The 16,277-nt window shown below is 64.8% G+C and carries 17 protein-coding genes; 4 read left to right on the plus strand and 13 right to left on the minus strand.

Annotated elements, in window-relative coordinates; all coding sequences use genetic code 11:
- Positions 1-6: 6 nt before the first annotated feature.
- The 7 genes from AC6CH0_RS14625 to rpsB all read right to left on the minus strand — a co-directional run bounded on the left by AC6CH0_RS14625 (position 7) and on the right by rpsB (position 5,653).
- Positions 7-615, minus strand: a complete 609-nt coding sequence (locus AC6CH0_RS14625) for an aggregation-promoting factor C-terminal-like domain-containing protein (RefSeq protein ID WP_498102096.1) — start codon at positions 613-615, stop codon at positions 7-9.
- A gap of 126 nt (positions 616-741) precedes the next feature.
- The gene (locus tag AC6CH0_RS14630) at positions 742-1,296 is read right to left on the minus strand and encodes a DivIVA domain-containing protein (RefSeq protein ID WP_498102098.1); all 555 of its coding nucleotides are present in this window, start codon (positions 1,294-1,296) and stop codon (positions 742-744) included.
- 20 nt (positions 1,297-1,316) lie between these two features.
- Entirely contained in the window at positions 1,317-2,222 is a 906-nt protein-coding gene (locus tag AC6CH0_RS14635) for a phosphatidate cytidylyltransferase (RefSeq protein ID WP_498102100.1), read from the minus strand.
- Between the two features lie 89 nt (positions 2,223-2,311).
- A complete protein-coding gene (frr, locus tag AC6CH0_RS14640) occupies positions 2,312-2,866 on the minus strand; it encodes a ribosome recycling factor (protein ID WP_498102102.1) in 555 nt (184 codons plus the stop codon).
- A 33-nt stretch (positions 2,867-2,899) separates the two neighbouring features.
- On the minus strand, positions 2,900-3,631 hold the full coding sequence (pyrH, locus tag AC6CH0_RS14645) for a UMP kinase (protein WP_022891852.1): 732 nt from the start codon (positions 3,629-3,631) through the stop codon (positions 2,900-2,902).
- A gap of 168 nt (positions 3,632-3,799) precedes the next feature.
- Positions 3,800-4,630: a translation elongation factor Ts gene (gene tsf / locus AC6CH0_RS14650; protein ID WP_498102104.1), complete on the minus strand. Its 831-nt coding sequence runs from the start codon at positions 4,628-4,630 to the stop codon at positions 3,800-3,802.
- A gap of 27 nt (positions 4,631-4,657) precedes the next feature.
- Entirely contained in the window at positions 4,658-5,653 is a 996-nt protein-coding gene (gene rpsB, locus AC6CH0_RS14655; protein WP_498102106.1) for a 30S ribosomal protein S2, read from the minus strand.
- A gap of 292 nt (positions 5,654-5,945) precedes the next feature.
- Between rpsB and AC6CH0_RS14660 the strand changes: the two genes are divergently transcribed.
- Positions 5,946-6,548 carry a murein hydrolase activator EnvC family protein gene (locus AC6CH0_RS14660; protein WP_498102108.1) on the plus strand — a complete coding sequence of 201 codons (603 nt, stop codon included), beginning with the start codon at positions 5,946-5,948 and terminating at the stop codon, positions 6,546-6,548.
- Position 6,549: 1 nt separating this feature from the next.
- Here the strand turns inward: AC6CH0_RS14660 and AC6CH0_RS14665 are convergent, their stop codons facing one another.
- From AC6CH0_RS14665 to AC6CH0_RS14675, 3 genes are all read right to left on the minus strand, one after another.
- A complete protein-coding gene (locus tag AC6CH0_RS14665; RefSeq protein WP_498102110.1) occupies positions 6,550-7,536 on the minus strand; it encodes a tyrosine recombinase XerC in 987 nt (328 codons plus the stop codon).
- 67 nt (positions 7,537-7,603) lie between these two features.
- Positions 7,604-8,512, minus strand: a complete 909-nt coding sequence (locus AC6CH0_RS14670; RefSeq protein WP_498102112.1) for a phosphodiesterase — start codon at positions 8,510-8,512, stop codon at positions 7,604-7,606.
- Positions 8,513-8,575: 63 nt separating this feature from the next.
- Positions 8,576-9,166, minus strand: coding sequence for a DNA-processing protein DprA (locus tag AC6CH0_RS14675; protein WP_498102114.1), 591 nt, complete (start codon positions 9,164-9,166; stop codon positions 8,576-8,578).
- Positions 9,167-9,245: 79 nt separating this feature from the next.
- Between AC6CH0_RS14675 and AC6CH0_RS14680 the strand changes: the two genes are divergently transcribed.
- Both AC6CH0_RS14680 and AC6CH0_RS14685 read left to right on the plus strand, forming a co-directional pair.
- Complete coding sequence (locus tag AC6CH0_RS14680; RefSeq protein ID WP_498102116.1) at positions 9,246-10,127, plus strand: hypothetical protein; 882 nt, start codon at positions 9,246-9,248, stop codon at positions 10,125-10,127.
- A gap of 53 nt (positions 10,128-10,180) precedes the next feature.
- Positions 10,181-10,945 (plus strand): DUF3800 domain-containing protein, encoded by a 765-nt coding sequence (locus AC6CH0_RS14685; RefSeq protein ID WP_498102118.1) that lies wholly within the window; start codon positions 10,181-10,183, stop codon positions 10,943-10,945.
- A 702-nt stretch (positions 10,946-11,647) separates the two neighbouring features.
- Here AC6CH0_RS14685 and AC6CH0_RS14690 read toward each other — a convergent pair.
- The 3 genes from AC6CH0_RS14690 to AC6CH0_RS14700 are packed head-to-tail and all read right to left on the minus strand — an operon-like array spanning position 11,648 to position 15,353.
- Complete coding sequence (locus tag AC6CH0_RS14690) at positions 11,648-13,294, minus strand: ADP-ribosylglycohydrolase family protein (RefSeq protein WP_498102120.1); 1,647 nt, start codon at positions 13,292-13,294, stop codon at positions 11,648-11,650.
- Entirely contained in the window at positions 13,291-13,935 is a 645-nt protein-coding gene (locus AC6CH0_RS14695; protein ID WP_498102122.1) for a DarT ssDNA thymidine ADP-ribosyltransferase family protein, read from the minus strand. Before AC6CH0_RS14695 ends, AC6CH0_RS14690 begins: the two co-directional genes overlap by 4 nt.
- Complete coding sequence (locus AC6CH0_RS14700; protein WP_498102124.1) at positions 13,932-15,353, minus strand: 3'-5' exonuclease; 1,422 nt, start codon at positions 15,351-15,353, stop codon at positions 13,932-13,934. Before AC6CH0_RS14700 ends, AC6CH0_RS14695 begins: the two co-directional genes overlap by 4 nt.
- 158 nt (positions 15,354-15,511) lie before the next feature.
- Here AC6CH0_RS14700 and AC6CH0_RS14705 point away from each other — a divergent pair, with 158 nt between their 5' ends.
- A complete protein-coding gene (locus AC6CH0_RS14705; RefSeq protein ID WP_498102126.1) occupies positions 15,512-16,252 on the plus strand; it encodes a hypothetical protein in 741 nt (246 codons plus the stop codon).
- The last annotated feature ends 25 nt before the right edge of the window (positions 16,253-16,277 follow it).

Below are 16,277 nucleotides of genomic sequence, written 5' to 3' on the forward strand. Positions count from 1 at the left end.
GCTGGGTCAGTACCAGCCGACGTCCTGCGAGTGCGCCCACGCGCCGCAGGGCGTGCCGTAGCGTCCTGAGATGTACCCGAGGCCCCACTCGACCTGAGTCGCGGCATTCGTCTCCCAGTCGGCGCCCGCCGTCGCCATCTTCGACCCCGGCAGGGCTTGCGGAATGCCGTAGGCGCCACTGGAGGCGTTGTGAGCGTTCACGCGCCAGCCCGACTCCTTGTTCCAGAGCGACACGAGGCAGTCGAACTCTCCGGACGACCAGCCGCGCGCGGCGACGGCGCCCGCCGCATACGCCTGCGCGGAGCCGGGATCTGGTGTGACGGCCGGAGGCGCCCATCCGCTGCCGGCACTCGTAGAGGCGGGCGCGAGCTTGATCTCGGGCTTCTTCTCGACCACGTAGGCTTCGCGACCGACCTCTATCGTGTGCTCGCCGCCGACCTCGATCGCCTGCACTTCGGCTCCGCCGAAGCGATCGCCGTCGTCGGCGAACGTCGAGGATGCCGTCGCGCCCGAGAAGGGGTCGACGATGTTCACGAGCAGAAAGCTCACGGATGCCGTGAAGGCGAAGACGACCGTGACGGCCTGTTTGATACGACCGTGCCGAGTCGGTCTCACGACGGCGGATGGTGCAGCTGGAATCGCCGAACGAGGCGCGAGCGCCTCGTCTGTGCCTGCATGCCTACCCACGATTCGTCGAGTGTATCGGAGGAGCGGATGCCGGAGCGAGTCCGACTCGGAGGTTCATCGAACGGCCAGCATCACATCGACCACCGCATCGAGCAGGAGGTCGACCTGCGCCTCGCGATACCCGCCGCGCTGCGTCTTGAACACGACAGTACGCACGTCTTCGATCGAGATCGGCCAGCCGTCGCGGAAATACCGCGTGAGCTTGTCGGCGAACCGGTCGACGTCTCGCACGCTGTAGCCGCGAACGAGCGGACTGACCCGGTCGAAGCGGTGACCCTCGGGCCGCGCGAGCCGGTTGGAGACCACTTGGGCAGTCGTCCGGGCTTCGCGGAGCCAGGCTTCGCCCCCGTGCAGGCGGGCGGCGACCTGGCGTTCCTGCGCCGCGAATGCGTCTTCCAAGCGTTCCAGTGCCTGATCGACGTGCGAGGTGGAGTAGCCGCCCTTCTGCATGGCGAACGCGGTGAGCCTGATGCGATCGGACGTCAGCGGCTCGTCGTCAGGCCGGGCAGTGCCGTCGTACGCGCGGCGGGCGAGTTGAAGGAACGCCTCGACCTGGGCGGCGTTGTACCCGAGCTTCGGCTTTCTTGCGCGAGGGAAGGTGGAGTCCACCGCTCCATTATTGCGGAGGCTCACCCGAAGATCCGGAACGCCACGAAGGCGACGGCGGCCGAGGGCAGGATCGAATCGAGTCGATCGAGGAACCCGCCATGGCCGGGCAGCCAGGAACTCATGTCCTTGATGCCGATGTCACGTTTGATCAAGGACTCGACGAGGTCTCCGAGGGTTGCACTCAGGAAGATGGCCGCTCCGAAGATGATGCCGAACCACCACGTGTTGCCGAGCATCAGGGTCGCGAGCAGTACGCCGGCCACGAGGCTGGTGGCGGCTCCGCCGGCGAAGCCCTCCCAGGTCTTCTTCGGGCTGATGATCGGCGCCATCTTGTGTTTGCCGAACATGAGGCCGAACGCGTAGGCGCCGGTATCTGCGGCGACGGCGACGGCGATGAACGCCAGGGTCCAGAGTTCGCCGCCCTCGGCGGCGGTCAGCACGACCGCGAACGTCGCGAGAAACGTCACATAGCCCTGCACGAAGGCTCCAGCAGCGATATCGCGACCGAGATCACGACCCGAGCGTCGCCGCGAAGGCACCACCTGTTCGCCGATGCGCCACAGCGTCACGACCACGATGCCGCCGAGTACTGCGAGGAGTTGCCCGCCCGCGCCGCCGTAGTACGACAGCGGCACCGCGGCGACCGCAACGACGACCGTCGGAATGCGTGGGACGTGATAGTCGCCGTTCCGCAAGGCCTGGGCGAGCTCGTAGCTCGCGAAGGCCGCGATGAGCACCGCGAAGAGCATGAAGAGCTCTTTGATGACCAGCAGGCTGAGCAGCAGCGCCCCGCCGAACGCGAGGCCGATCAGGATCGCGAGTATCAGATTACGGCCGGTTCGAGCCTTGATCTTCTCCTGCGCCTGGTCGAACTGCGCCCTGCCGACCTCGAACTGACGCTCGAGGTCGGCCTTACGTGCGTGCACCTGCGCTCGGAACTCCTCGCGCGAGGTTCGTTCAGCTCCCCCGGCGTCCGACTGATCCTCTTCTGGGACGCCTGACATCGTTGTGTGCCTCAGACCTCGAGGAGTTCGGCTTCCTTGCGCTTCAAGGCGTCGTCGATCGCATCCACGTTAGACTTCGTGAGCTGCTCGAGTTCCTTCTCGGCGCGGGACACCTCGTCATCGCCGACCTCGCCCTTGAGCGCATCGAGGTCGTCCTTCGTCTTGCGACGGATGTTGCGCACCGAGACACGAGCGTCTTCGGCTTTGCCACGCACGATCTTCACGTATTCGCGACGTCGCTCCTCGGTGAGCTCGGGCAACGTGACCCGGATGATGTTTCCGTCGTTCGACGGGTTCGCGCCGAGGTTCGGCGTGTCGCGGATGGCCTGCTCGATGTCTCGCAGCGCACCCTTGTCGTACGGAGTGACCACGAGCGTTCGCGCTTCGGGGTTCGCGAGCGATGCGAGCTGTGCGAGCGGCGTCGGCGTGCCGTAGTAGCTCACCATGATCTTCTGGAAGAGCTGGGGGTTCGCGCGACCGGTGCGGACGCTCGAGAAGTCGTCTTTGGCAACCTCCACCGCCTTGTGCATTCGTGCGTTGGCATCGGAAAGTACGTCCGCGATCACGGGGGCTCCTTCTGGTTCGCTACTCTGGTCAGTCTATCGACTGACGGCTTCTTCGCCGTTGCTGACGATCGTGCCGAGATCGGCCCCGAGGATCGCCGCGGTTACGTTGCCGTGCGGAGCCATGCCGAAGACCTGCATCGGCATGCCGTTGTCCATGCACAGGCTGAACGCCGTCGAGTCGACGACCTTGAGTCCGCGCTGCAGTGCCTCCTGGTAGCTGATGCGGTCGATCTTGTGCGCATCGGGGTTCGTGCGGGGATCGTCGGAATAGACCCCGTCGACGCCGTTCTTCGCGACGAGCACGACCTCGGCGCCGATCTCGAGCGCGCGTTGCGCGGCGACGGTGTCGGTCGAGAAGTACGGAAGCCCGGCGCCGGCACCGAAGATGACGACCCTGCCCTTCTCGAGGTGCCGTTCGGCCCGTCGAGGAATGTACGGCTCGGCCACCTGCGTCATCGAGATCGCGGACTGCACGCGAGTCTCTGCGCCGGCCTGCTCGAGGAAGTCCTGCAGGGCGAGTGCGTTCATGACCGTGCCGAGCATGCCCATGTAGTCGGCTCGGCCCCGGTCCATGCCCCGCTGGGAGAGCTCGGCCCCGCGGAAGAAGTTGCCGCCGCCGACCACGATGGCGATCTCGACTGTACGAGCAGCGTCGGCGATCTCGCGAGCGAGTGCGCTGATCACGTCGGGGTTCACCCCGAGCGACCCCGCCCCGAATGCCTCGCCAGAGAGTTTCAGCAGGACCCTGCGCTTGTGTTCCGTCATCCCGACCGATCCTTCCGCTTCCGCGTCTCAAAGCTACTGGTTCGCCGAGCTCGGCGCAGTGCCGGTGCTCGGGAAATATCGACGAGTTCGACTCGCCGGGCGTCCGGACATGCTCCGGACACAGCAAAGGAGTCCGGATCGAGTTCGATCCGGACTCCTTCGTTGGTGTTAGGCGCCGACCTTGAAGCGAGCGAAGTCGCTCACGGTCAGGCCTGCGTCGGAGAGGACCTTGGCGACGGACAGCTTGTTGTCCTTCGCGTAGTCCTGCTCGAGCAGGGCGACCTGCTTGAAGAACGCGCCGAGGCGGCCTTCGATGATCTTCGGAAGGGCGGCCTCGGGCTTGCCCTCCTCACGGGAGATCTGCTCGACGATGCCGCGCTCCTTCTCGACCGCTTCCGTCGGAACGTCCTCACGGGTGAGGTACTCCGGGTTCGCGAACGAGATGTGCTGGGCGATCGAGCGTGCGGTCTCGACATCGGCACCGGCGAAGCCGAGCACGACGCCGACCTGCGGCGGGAGGTCTTTCGACGTCTTGTGCAGGTAGATCGAGAACTGCTCGCCCGTGACGAGACGGATGCGCCGAAGCTCGACCTTCTCGCCGAGGATCGCAGCCTCTTGGTCGATCACGGTCGCGACGGTCGAGCCCTCGGCCGGCGCAGCCAGTGCGGCTTCGACCGTCTCGGCACGTGCCGCAGCGACGGCGGCGAGGACACGGTCGGCGAGTCCGACGAACTTGACGCCCTTGGCGACGAAGTCGGTCTCGCACGCGAGCTCGATGAGCGTTGCCGTGCCGTCGCCGTTGTCGACGGCGGCGACGAGGCCCTCGGCGGTGGAGCGATCGGCACGCTTCGCGTTGCCCTTCGCACCCTTCAGGCGGAGGATCTCGACGGCCTTCTCGAGGTCACCGTCGGCTTCCACGAGCGCGTTCTTCGTGTCGACCATGCCGGTGCCGAGGCGCTCGCGCAGGTTCTTGACGTCTTCGAGAGTGAAGTTGGCCATATCTGTAAGTCTCCTGGACTCGTGGTCTTACTTGGACTCTGCTGCGGGCTCGGCCTCGACGGCCGCGTCAGCCTCGACGACCGGCTCGGCCTCGACAACCGGCTCGGCCTCGACGGCTGCTTCAGCGTCGTCGGCCGACTCGGTCGCGGCTTCCGCGGTGACATCCGACGAAAGGATCTCGACGACCTCGGCAACCTCTTCGGCCTCGGCCGCTGCGCCGTCGACCTTGTCGGTCTCGGGCGAGGACTGCTCGGGCGTGCCGGCCTGGAGCAGCTCCTGCTCCCACTCGGCAAGCGGCTCGACGGCGGAGACGTTGCCCTCGGCCTCGGGCTTCTGGTGACGCTCGATAAGGCCTTCAGCCGCGGCGTCGGCGACGATGCGGGTGAGCAGGCTCACCGAACGGATGGCGTCGTCGTTGCCCGGAATCGGGTACTGCACCTCATCGGGGTCGCAGTTCGTGTCGAGGATGCCGATCACGGGGATGCCGAGCTTGCGGGCCTCGTCGATCGCGAGGTGCTCCTTCTTGGTGTCGACCACCCAGAGCGCCGAAGGGGTCTTCGTCAGGTTGCGGATGCCGCCGAGCGACTTGTGCAACTTGTCGAGCTCCCGCTTCTTGATGAGGAGCTCCTTCTTCGTGAAGCCGCTCGTGGTGCCTTCGAAGTCGAGCTCCTCGAGCTCCTTCATGCGCGCCAGCCGCTTGGAGACCGTCTGGAAGTTGGTGAGGAGGCCACCGAGCCAACGCTGGTTGACGTACGGCTGGCCGACGCGGGTCGCCTGCTCGGCGATCGCGTTCTGCGCCTGCTTCTTGGTGCCGACGAAGAGGATGGTGCCACCGTGGGCGACCGTCTCGCGCACGAAGTCGTACGTCTTGTCGATGTAGGCGAGCGACTGCTGCAGGTCGATGATGTAGCTGCCCGAACGCTCCGTGAGGATGAAGCGCTTCATCTTCGGGTTCCAACGGCGGGTCTGGTGCCCGAAGTGCACGCCGCTGTCGAGCAGCTGGCGAATGGTGACGACGGCCATGAGCCGTACTCCTTTGTTCTCAGTTGTCGCTCCGGCCGGCGGCTGGAGCCCTGGCGCCCGGCACGGCTCCGCCTGTTCCCTGCTGTTCGGCGAGCTGTGCTGTTCGAAAGCGAGGAGCGGGACTGAGTGGAGGCGTTGGCCGAAATGGCGCGCGTAGTCACTCCGGTATACCGAAGTGCTCCCGACACTCTATCACCGCCACTCCCCCTCCCCAACCGCAGCGGAGACGCCGCACTTCACCGATGTCGCCCTCGCACCCCGCGGATGCCGCGTTGCGCACGAGCATCGAGTCATGAACGCAACCCGGCTCATTCCGACCTCCGGTTCGAGCGAGCATCGACGCCGGCGGCGCTGGTCCGGCCTCGCAGCATCCGCCATCACCTCGGCCGTGCTCCTCGCGCTCGCCACGACGACGCCGATCGCTGCGGCCCTGGGCGCGGGAGCCGGTGCGGCGTCAGACGAACAGCGCGCCCCGGTGGACTTCCTCGAGCAGTGGCTCTGGCCGGTCGACGCACCCATTCGCGTCGTTTCCCCGTTCCGTGCCCCACCGTCGCCCTACAAGGCGGGTCATCGTGGCATCGATCTCGAGGCGAGGCCCGGCGCTCCAGTGGTCGCGCCGGCGGCCGGTGTCGTGAGCTTCGCCGGCATGGTCGCCGGCCGCCCTGTCGTCGCGATCGACCACGGCGACGGCGTGGTGAGCGCGATCGAGCCGGTCGCTCCACTCGTCGAGGTCGGAGTCGCCGTGGCAGCGGGCGACGTCATCGGCACTGTCGCCTCGGGCGGGCACTGCGCGTCGGGCTGCGTGCATTTCGGCGTGCGGGTCGACGGCGAGTACGTCTCGCCGTTCCTCTTCCTCGGCGGTCTGCCGAGGGCGGTGCTGCTTCCGGCGGCGTGAATCAGGCTCTGGGGTGCGCCGTGCGATAGCTCTGCTTGAGGCGCTCCGACGACACGTGAGTGTAGATCTGCGTGGTGCCGAGGCTCGCGTGACCCAAGAACTCCTGCACCGCGCGCAGATCTGCACCGCCGTCGAGCAAGTGCGTCGCCGCGCTGTGCCGGAAGGCATGCGGCCCGCTCGGCCCTGATCCCGGAATCGACGAGAGCACTGCGGCGACCAGCTGGTAGACGCTGCGCACCCCGAGACGGCGCCCGCGGGCGCCGAGGAAGGCGGCTCGCGTGTCGCCACCTGACCGCACGGCGCCGAGTTGCGATGCTCGTGGGCCGCCGGCCGATCCGTCCTGTCGCGCGGAACCTCGGAGTGCCGCGGCTTCGAGCATCGCCGGCCGAGCGTCGTCGAGGTAGCGGTCGATGGCACGAGCGGCGGGCGCGCCGTACGGCACCATGCGCTCCTTCGAACCCTTTCCGAGTACCCGCACGATGCGGCGGCGACGATCGATGTCCGCGATGTCGAGCCCGACGAGCTCGGAGACGCGCAGAGCGGATGCGTAGAGCAGCTCGACGATCGCGGCGTTCCGTATCTCGACCGGTTCGCCGGTGGCGGCGCGGGCGGCGAGATCGGCGAGCGCTTCGGCCACTGCCTGTTCCGTGACCACGCGCGGCAGCGTGCGTTGGGCGCGCGGTGCCCGGAGTCGCGCACCAGGATCGCTCTCGAGCGTGCCGCGCCGCAGCAGCCACGCCGTGAAGCCCCGCGCGGATGCGGCACGGCGGGCGATGCTCGTGCGTGCGAGCCCGCGCTCGGTCGCCGCCCAGAGCCAATCGCGAAGGAGCGCGAGATCGAGACCGTCGGCCTCCGTCGTGCCTCGCGTCTCGGCGAAGGCGATGAGGTCCAACAGGTCGCTCCGGTAGGCCGCAACGGTGTGCGGTGAGTACGCGCGCTCGATCGCCACGTGCGACAGGTAGTCGTCGAGGAGGCGATCGAGGCTCACTCCCCCAGCTTGCTCTCCAGCGTCGCCTGCGGAGGTACGGCACGCCCACGGCTGCTCGAGGTCGTGTTCACTCGGCGACGCGCTTGCGGGAGAACCGCTCGAGCCGGTCGTCGGCCGACAGTGCCTCGATCTCGGCGAGGAATTCCTCGCCGAAGCTCGTCACCGACGGGAACGGACCGAGCGGCACGACCGAGGTCACGAGACCCTCGTCGAAGAGATGAACGAGCGAGAACGACCGACCGCCGTCGATGCCGACGAGCGCGCGCGGCGGCGCCGAGAGATCCATGGTGTAGGCGGTGGCGCCCGCGACGGATACCGGGATGCCCGCGAAACTCCCGTTCGTCGAGTAATGGAGGTGGCCGCCGAGGATCAGCCGGACGTCACGATCGCGGACCACCTCGGCGAACCGTTCCTGGCCTCGCAGCTCGAGCACGTCCATGAGTGCGAGCGGTGTCGGGATCGGCGCGTGGTGCATCGCGATGACGGTGCCGTGCGCCGCAGGCTCGGCAAGCGCGGCATCGAGCCACTCGAGCGACATCTCGTCGAGTTCGCCGTGATGGTAGCCCGGCACCGTCGAGTCGAGGGCGATGACGCGCAGCCCGTCGACATCGACGATGCGGTGCACTGGCAACTCTGCAGCGGCCTCGCGAAGCAGCTCGGTGCGGAACGCCGCGCGTTCGTCGTGGTTGCCCATGACCCAGACCAATTGGGCCCCGTTGCGCTCGGCGAGCGGCTCGAGGGCCTCCCGAGCAAGCCGATACGCGTCGGGCTCACCGAGATCGGCCACATCGCCCGTGACGACGATCGCATCGATCGAGGGGCCGAGTCGCTCGAGCTGGTCGCAGAGCTGGTTGAGTGCGATCACCGTGTCGGCTGCACCGCCGAGTCGTGCGCCGCCGTGCAGCAGGTGCGTGTCGCTGATCTGCGCGAGGACGTGACGGGCCGCGGGATACCGGCCGAGTTGCGGATAGTGCATCGAGCCCCCCTTTCGCCGCCAGCCTATGCGGTGCCGCCGACGAGGGCGGGGGTATGCCGTCACTCACGCGCGCTTCGCCCGTAGCCACCCCTGCGGGTGGCGCAGCACGCGCCCAGCAGCCTCGAGTCCGCCGAGCACGCCCATCACCGCCGTCGGTGCCATACCGCATCGACGTGCGACATCGGCGAGTTCGCGCGCACGGCTCGGGCTCAGAGCGTCGAGTACTCGCACGGCGTCCGGAGTCGTTGCCGTACCCCAGCGCCGATCGGAGCCGCCGTCGACCGAGATGCCGTCGAGGGTCGCCTCGCCGCGTGATTCCGCATCCGGGTCGCGGAACCGGCTGGTGCGCCGTTCGCCGACGAGTTCGGCCATCTGGTCGGCGTCGACGACGCAGACCGCGTCGTATTCGCGGAGCAGGCGGTGGCAGCCCGCCGATGCCGGACTCGTCACCGGACCGGGCACGGCACCCAGCGGGCGGCCGAGCGCCGCGGCATGCCCTGCGGTGTTCAGCGAACCTGATCGCAGTCCCGCCTCGAGCACCACGGTGGCGTCGCTCGCGGCAGCGATCAGCCGGTTGCGTTGGAGGAACCTTCTCCGAACTAAGCGATGGTGTGCGTTCCACGCAAAGAGGGCATCTTCCACGACAGCTGGCATGGCTGCCGGCCGAACCCATCGGCACCACGCCCTCGGCGACACTGACAACCGATCTTCACGGATGTAGGAACAATGGAGCATGGCTAATCCGCACAGCTACTCGTCCGGTACAGAGAAAGCGCTGTTCCGCATGTCGACCGGAACCTGCTACTTCCCAGACTGTGAGACGCCGATTCTCACCGAAGTACAAGGGCACCCCATCGTCGGCGTCGAGATCGCTCACATTCGAGGCGCCGAGCCCACATCCGCCCGCTATGACCCCGCGATGACTGACGACGAGCGCCGAGAGATCTCGAACCTCATCCTCCTGTGCAAACCTCATCACACCTTTGTCGACGTCACAGCCCGCGACGAGCACCCGCAAGAAGTCCTCGAAGAATGGAAACGAAGTAACGAACCGACCCAAGGACTAGGGGTATTCGCGCCTCGGCTCACCGAGGGAGACTTGCTGTCAATGCTCGAAGACTTCGCCGCGACGCACCGGCCTTTTCGCAACATTGAGGTTGAACTTCGAGGAGGCATCGTCACGCTCCCTGAGGGCGTCAGTTCGGCGCCCCTTGAGGACCTCCCTGTGCTACTCAACGCCAACCCCCATCTCGCAGGAAATCAACGCGTACTGGTCGTCGCCGTCCGCAACACAGGCACGCTCCCCGTCACGGTCGTCGCCGCCGACATCGAAGGCTCACTGAAAACGGTCGGTGTCGATGAGGAAGCCATAGGCAGCTTGGCGGGACGAAATGATCTTCCAGCGATCAATCCGTCACTCCCGCGCCGCATCGAGGACAGCGCATCGAACCAGTGGTTCCAGACGATGGAGTCGATGCACTACTTCGAGATGCAGAAGGGCATCAAACTGACGAATGTTCGCGCGGTAGTGACCCTCGGCTCTGGCGAGCGAATCAGGACCCCTTGGGTACCGTGGCCGGACGAGTTCAGAAGCGCCGCGACTGGCCCAAAATAGGCATTCGCTCCAGGAGTCTGGTCGATCACTGCGATTGCAGACAGTATGGCCCTGTGCTTATCGTCTACGTCGATGAAACAGGCGACCCGAGTGGCGACCCGGCGCTCGGCGGGTCGCGTGAGTATGCGTTGGGCGTTGTCGTGATCGAGATCGACCGTTGGCGAGCCTCCCTCGACTCATTCATCGAGTTCCGTCGCGGCATTCGCTCTCGACTTGGCGTGCCAGTGACAACGGAGATCAAGGCCTCGTACCTGGTACGCAACGAAGGCTGGTTCAAGGGCATGAACTTGCGCCCAAGTCTTCGCCAACAGATCCTCCGTGATCATTTGCGCACGATTGACGCTCTAGGGATGAAGGCGTTCAGCGTTTGGGTATCGAAGACGGGCTCTGTGGCGTTGGCGGATATCAAACGGACGCTCTGGGACATGTTCTTCCAGCGTATGCAAAAGACCTACCCGGGCGTCCCGTGGATCTTGATGCACGACGAGGGTGACGAGGCATACATCCGTCGACACGCCCGTCGAGCTCGCCGCTTCCTCACAGCAGGGCAACCCCGGGGCGGGACAACACGACTCGACGCCGAGCTCCTCCTCGATGATCCTGTGTCGAGGCAATCAGACGGTTCGTATTTCGTGCAATGCGCCGATCTTGTGGCCTACACAGCGGCTCGAGCGATGATTCGAGGTGGGGCGCGGGCAAACAAGGTGTGCCCGCAATCGATGTGGCGGAACCTTGGCAGCGCCTGCGTTCAGGAAGTCAATCAGTATGCACGGCGGTTCGATGCCTCACTGGTGCCGGGCATCGCTGCAACAAAATAAGGCCCCCGGCACAGAGGCCGGGGGCGGGCTAGCGCCTAGCAGAATCTCAATGCTCTGTTCGGTGCTGCGCTTCACGATAGCAGGGCAGTTTATTTCAAGCTGTCAGGTACCTCGCGCGTCGATGGGAATGATCACTACTTTGACTGAGGCGTTGCACAAATGGCGCGAGCTGGTTCCAAAGAAATGCAGAATGCAATCGACGATCGCGCTCCGGTGAAAGAGATCCGCCACCGGATCCCGATCGAAGTGGGGCCGACCGCTGTTCTGAACCCCGCCAGTAGTAGTTCTGAACGAGCAACGTGGTGTGCCGCCGCGAGCTAGCCTCGACGTATGCCCGATCTCGAAGGCCTCCCTGTCGGCCCCTTGTGCCCGACATGTGATTCCGAACTCAATCGCGAGCCGATCGTGACTGACACGGGGATCACGCTCGTCTACGTCTGCCCTGAACACGGTCTCACCCACGCAGCCGATCCGTTCAGCTAGTCCTCCGATTCAACATCTGGACCGTCAAGCGTGCGGTCAGGTAGCGACCGAAGCGTTGCACCAGGTCCTTATCCGCGTTTGCCGGCGACCCCGCTTTCGCGAGGTCGTACAAGGCTCGTAGGCCTTGCGCCTTCTTCCCAGCGTCTCTCCGCACCGCCGAGCATCGATTCCCACCCCGAGTCGCCGCACGAAGCTCGACGAGCCGCGCGGTCGCCGCATCTATACGGACGAGGAACGAAATCGCTTCGCGAATTCGATGGCAAACCGCTCCACGTCGTCGGGGCGCTCTATCGCTAGTTTCCTGAGCACCCCTCCAAGGTCCGACGGGGGGAACTTGGCAGATTCGAGTTGATCAAGCAGCACTTCTAGGGAAGGCCCATCAAGCTCGTCCAGCAGCGACGGTTGGGTATCCGCCCTCGATTGTGAGTCCACACTCGTCGCGCGGGAACGCGCGGGTGGACTGGCCGGTCGAAGCCGTGCTTCCTGCACACTGGCACCGAAGAATTCCGGGGCCGGGAGACGCGAGGCCGGCAGAGCACGTACGTCGTGGCGGTGCTTTACCAGGACGGATTGTCCGTAATCTGTGCGGGCCCAGACCCAGACACCGTCTCGATTCTCGGTTGGCGGCGCGATTGGAGTGAGTCGACCGATACCCGCAAGTACGAGTCGGTCATCAGCCATGCCGGTCGCATCGAGTGCGGACTTGGGAGGCTGCCAATGGAGCAAGTCCGGATATGGGAAGCCTGCAACGCGTGATCCGTTCGCGATCGAGGCAAGACGGGAGGCTTCTTGCTCAAGATACTCCGCGTCCTGCACAGGCGATATCAGTTCCCGCGGCGTTGCAGCCCCAACCAACGCCGCTGCCATCGTCGCAATGGTGTCGGTATCGGTATGGAGGCGACCAGCCGCGAGCTGCGCAGATTGTGCGGGATGGTTGGGGAATGCTGCCGCCAAAAGGAGCGCGGCGGCAGTCGTATTGGTACCGCTGCCGCGCTTGCTCTCGACGTCGAGTTCCAGTACGCGAACGAGATCGTCGTATGCTTCCGCGGCACGCGTGTGGTCACGCCCGGACGACTTCAGGATCGGCCAGATGTCGCGGGCTGCCTCCAGAAGTGCCGCGAGCTCGTCGACAGTTTGGTGCCAAGCAATCTCGAACGGGATTCTCGTCGCCTGTTCCCACTGCGGCACCCAATAGAGTGCGAGCTCCGGTTGCGCCGCGAAGGCTTGAACAGCGCCTCGCGTGATCTCAATCAAGCTGTCGAACTGCTGCGGGCCGGGAACCTTCCGCTCGAGGAGCGTGATTGTCAGCGCAACTGCATGGAACACTGCCCCCACGATCGCGCGGGGGTGTCCGTGCGTGACGATCGTGTTTCGGATGACGTCATTGAGGTGGTCGAAGGAGCTGAGGTGGGGTGAAGCGTAGACGTGAGGTTGGATACGCATTGCGGCACCGTTGCCGCCGGCATTCTCCCAGCCGTCGAAGAAGTTCGTTGCCCAGTTCGCCTGCTGCTTGCTCATCGATGCGGCGGCTGCTCGCGTTGCTCGGCCACCGCCGAGTGCGTAGTTTGGCCAGACCGTGAGCTCGACACGGGCGAATGCCTCGACATCGAACCCGCTCGAGGAAATCGCTCGCGCTGTCGCGAGTCGCAATTGGGTGTCATCCGAGTAACAGCCCTCTGGAAGATCCGCCCGGACTCCCATTCGTCCGCCGACGATTCGTGACCAAGGCATTGGATTCGTTAGGGGACGGCCGCGTGTGCGGCGATGAAGGTTAGCTTCAGACGTCAGCTCGGAAATGAATCCAAGCGCATCCGCCCAAGCAGCCCAAAGCATGGACGACCGGACTTGTGCGGAATGTTCATTCACAGGAACACCTCCGGTCGAACGTACGCGGGGACCTTTGGGGCCTGAGGGAAGGATGCGATCAACCCCGCTATTTCGTCCAGTCTTTCATCCTCGGGTACATAGATCGCCTGCAGATAGTCGAGGGGTAGTCGGCCCGGGTAGAGAACTTCAGCCTGGATGTGGGTGGGTTGGTGGGCCGGTGTTGACGAGAAGCGTCTGGCAACTGATCCGTAGTACCCGTACGGCACAGACCTGGCGTACAGCGCCTGTATTCCTTGCAAGCCGGGAGCCCGCTGCACGACGTCGTGGTAGACGTTGTTCGTCGTAGCAAACACGACATCGGGCTCGGAGAGGATCGCGGGCGAGAAGGACAACACGGCCCACCAGACACCATCTCGAGGCGGGTGCCATCCCTTTGAAGAATTGAGGAAGTCCTTGTTGACCGCAGAGATCGAGAGGTTGACGTGCCCAGTCCATTGTGAGTCGCGTCGGATTGAACAGTTCAGGAGGTGCACGCTGCTGAGCAGATCTTCTGCTTTCAGGTCGTCTCGGCTGAGGACGAATCCCGATGCGAAAATGCCAATGAGTCCGTGGTTGGTGGTGAAATGCAGGACCTCGGTAATCCCTCGTTCGGTGACAAATTCAGCAATTGTGGTGGTCACAGGACCACCCGCTCATAGGTTGCGGGGTCGAGCAACCCAATGAGGGAGGACTCCTCGCCGGGCTTGAATCCGAGGGTCACCGTCTTGCTCGCGCGACCGATCCCCATCGCGAGCAGACGGCGCAGAGCCTCAAACTGCGAATCGCCCTCCTCGGTGCCGTGCGGAGTCGCCTTTTGATTCAAGCCGAGCAGGATGACGTGGTCGAACTCAAGCCCTTTGGCTGAGTGGATCGTGGAGAGCGCGACTGTCTCGTCGCCGCCGGGCCAGCTGCTCGCCCGCGTGAGCTGTGTGTACGGAATTCCCGCCTTCGCGAGCCCATCCTTCAAGTAGCTGAACCAACCGCCCCCGAGAGGGTGGAGGAACGCCACGGATTCATCTCTAAGGTTTGCCTTCTGCACGACGTTGCGGATAGCCCAGTCAAGTTGGTCGCTGAATCTCCCCACGAGCAAAGTGGGCTTGGGGCCAGTTGTTGTCGCGCTGCTGAAATCTGGCAGTGTACCGTCGTCGCCGATCACCATCCCGTCCAACACGGAGCGCGCGAATGCCGCGATCTGCTGCGTGTTCCGGAAATTCGTACTCAGGCGACGGCTGGACGCGACCGTGACACCCGCCTCTTTCCAAGTAAACGATCGAGGATAGATGCGCTGAGCGGCGTCCATGACGAACGTCACGCTGTGCGGATCTGCAACGTGTCCCATCAGCGTGCGAATTTGATTCGCCGAGAAGTCTTGGGCCTCATCGACGATCACGATGTCCCAGGCCGAGTTGGGGACGGCCGCTGCCTCAGCAGTGACGTCACTCCAATCCCGAATTCCCCGTTTCGCTTTCCCCGCCAAATATGGGTTGATCACATCGTCCAGCAGGGCCCGCCGTGCTCGAGTACCCATTCGAGGTGTAAGGCCTCGGCCGTCGCGCGTCGCGGTGAGGTACTCGTCGAGGCGATCCTTCGGGAAACGCCCGAGAACATACTCAACCTCGTCGGTTACAAATCGTTCCGGCATTCCTTGGCTCGCAGCCAAGGACTCGAGCAGTCGGCTGCACTCGTCAGCATCGGGGGCTGAGCCTGAGGGGAGGAGGCCGAGCGACCATTTGCCGAAGGTGTTGATCTGGAGGAACAGATCCCCGGATGCAACGGCGTCTGCGAGGGTAACGCTCGCGGAAACCTGCGCCTTGGCGAGTTCTGTGATGTATCCCTCGAGGGTCTTGTTGTACGTCAGCACGAGCACACGGACCGGGGCCGCCAACCCGAGTCGCTGCTTGCGGTTCAACCACTTCCCACACAGGTCAGTCAGCCTCAGCAAGGCGGTGGTGGTCTTGCCACTACCGGCCGCGCCGTTTACCACAAATACGCCAGGACGATTCTCGAGCAGAATCGTCAACTGCTCCTTCGACGGGGTGACGGCTTGCAGAATCCTCATCGCCGTCTCCTGACGGATCGGGGCCCAGTGTGCCGGGCTCACATAGCCGAAACCATATCTCGTGGCATCGTGCGGAGCAACAACCTCAGGCACCAGTCCGTATGCCGTCCCTCGCGACGCGGCCGCACGATGTCGGTTGGTCAATGCATGATGAGCGGATGAGTGACCTCGAAGACTTAGTTCCACCTCACGAACCGGCGGAAGACACCTTCGCGTTCGCTGCCAAGGCGGCGCTGACCCTCGTGCCTGTGGCAGGGCCCCTCGCGGCTGAGACACTTGCTCACGCACTCTCAACTCGGCAAGCAGAACGACAGCACGCCTTCAACGTTGCCGTCGCCCATGCCCTTGCAGAGGCCCTGGGCCGTGGGGAGACAACGACGAGTCTTGACGACATCGTCTCGTCTGACGAGTTCATCGCTGCTATTACGCGCGCACAACGGGCCGCGGCCGAGACTGCGAGCGAGGACAGGCGTCGGCGCCTCGCTGCGGCGGTCGCGAACGGTGGTGACTGGGCACCCTTCTCGAACAGCGAGCGCGAACAGTTCACTCGCCTAGTCGAAGAGTTCGATGTGCTCCACATCTGGTTGCTGCACTACTTCACTGACCCGACTTCATGGTTGCAGGCCCGTGACCTCCTCACGCAGCACGCGAACATCCTCATGGGCGGGATCGACGGGCCGCTCGGCACTGCTTTGAACATTCCCCAAGAGGTCTGGAACGAACCGGTCTCGCAGGCTGTGGCCGACCTTGACCGGGCGGGCCTCGCCTCCATCCCATTGACCACGATGATGACGGCGCAGGGTATCTTCAGTCCCCGCACTTCGGGCAAGGGTCGCCGGTTCCTGGCGTTCATCAATGAGCCCGATTCAGTTGACGCGAACCCGCCCACGACCCTCTAACCGGTGAAGATGTGTCCGAGTGTGG

Source organism: Agromyces sp. GQ35 (assembly GCF_059758475.1).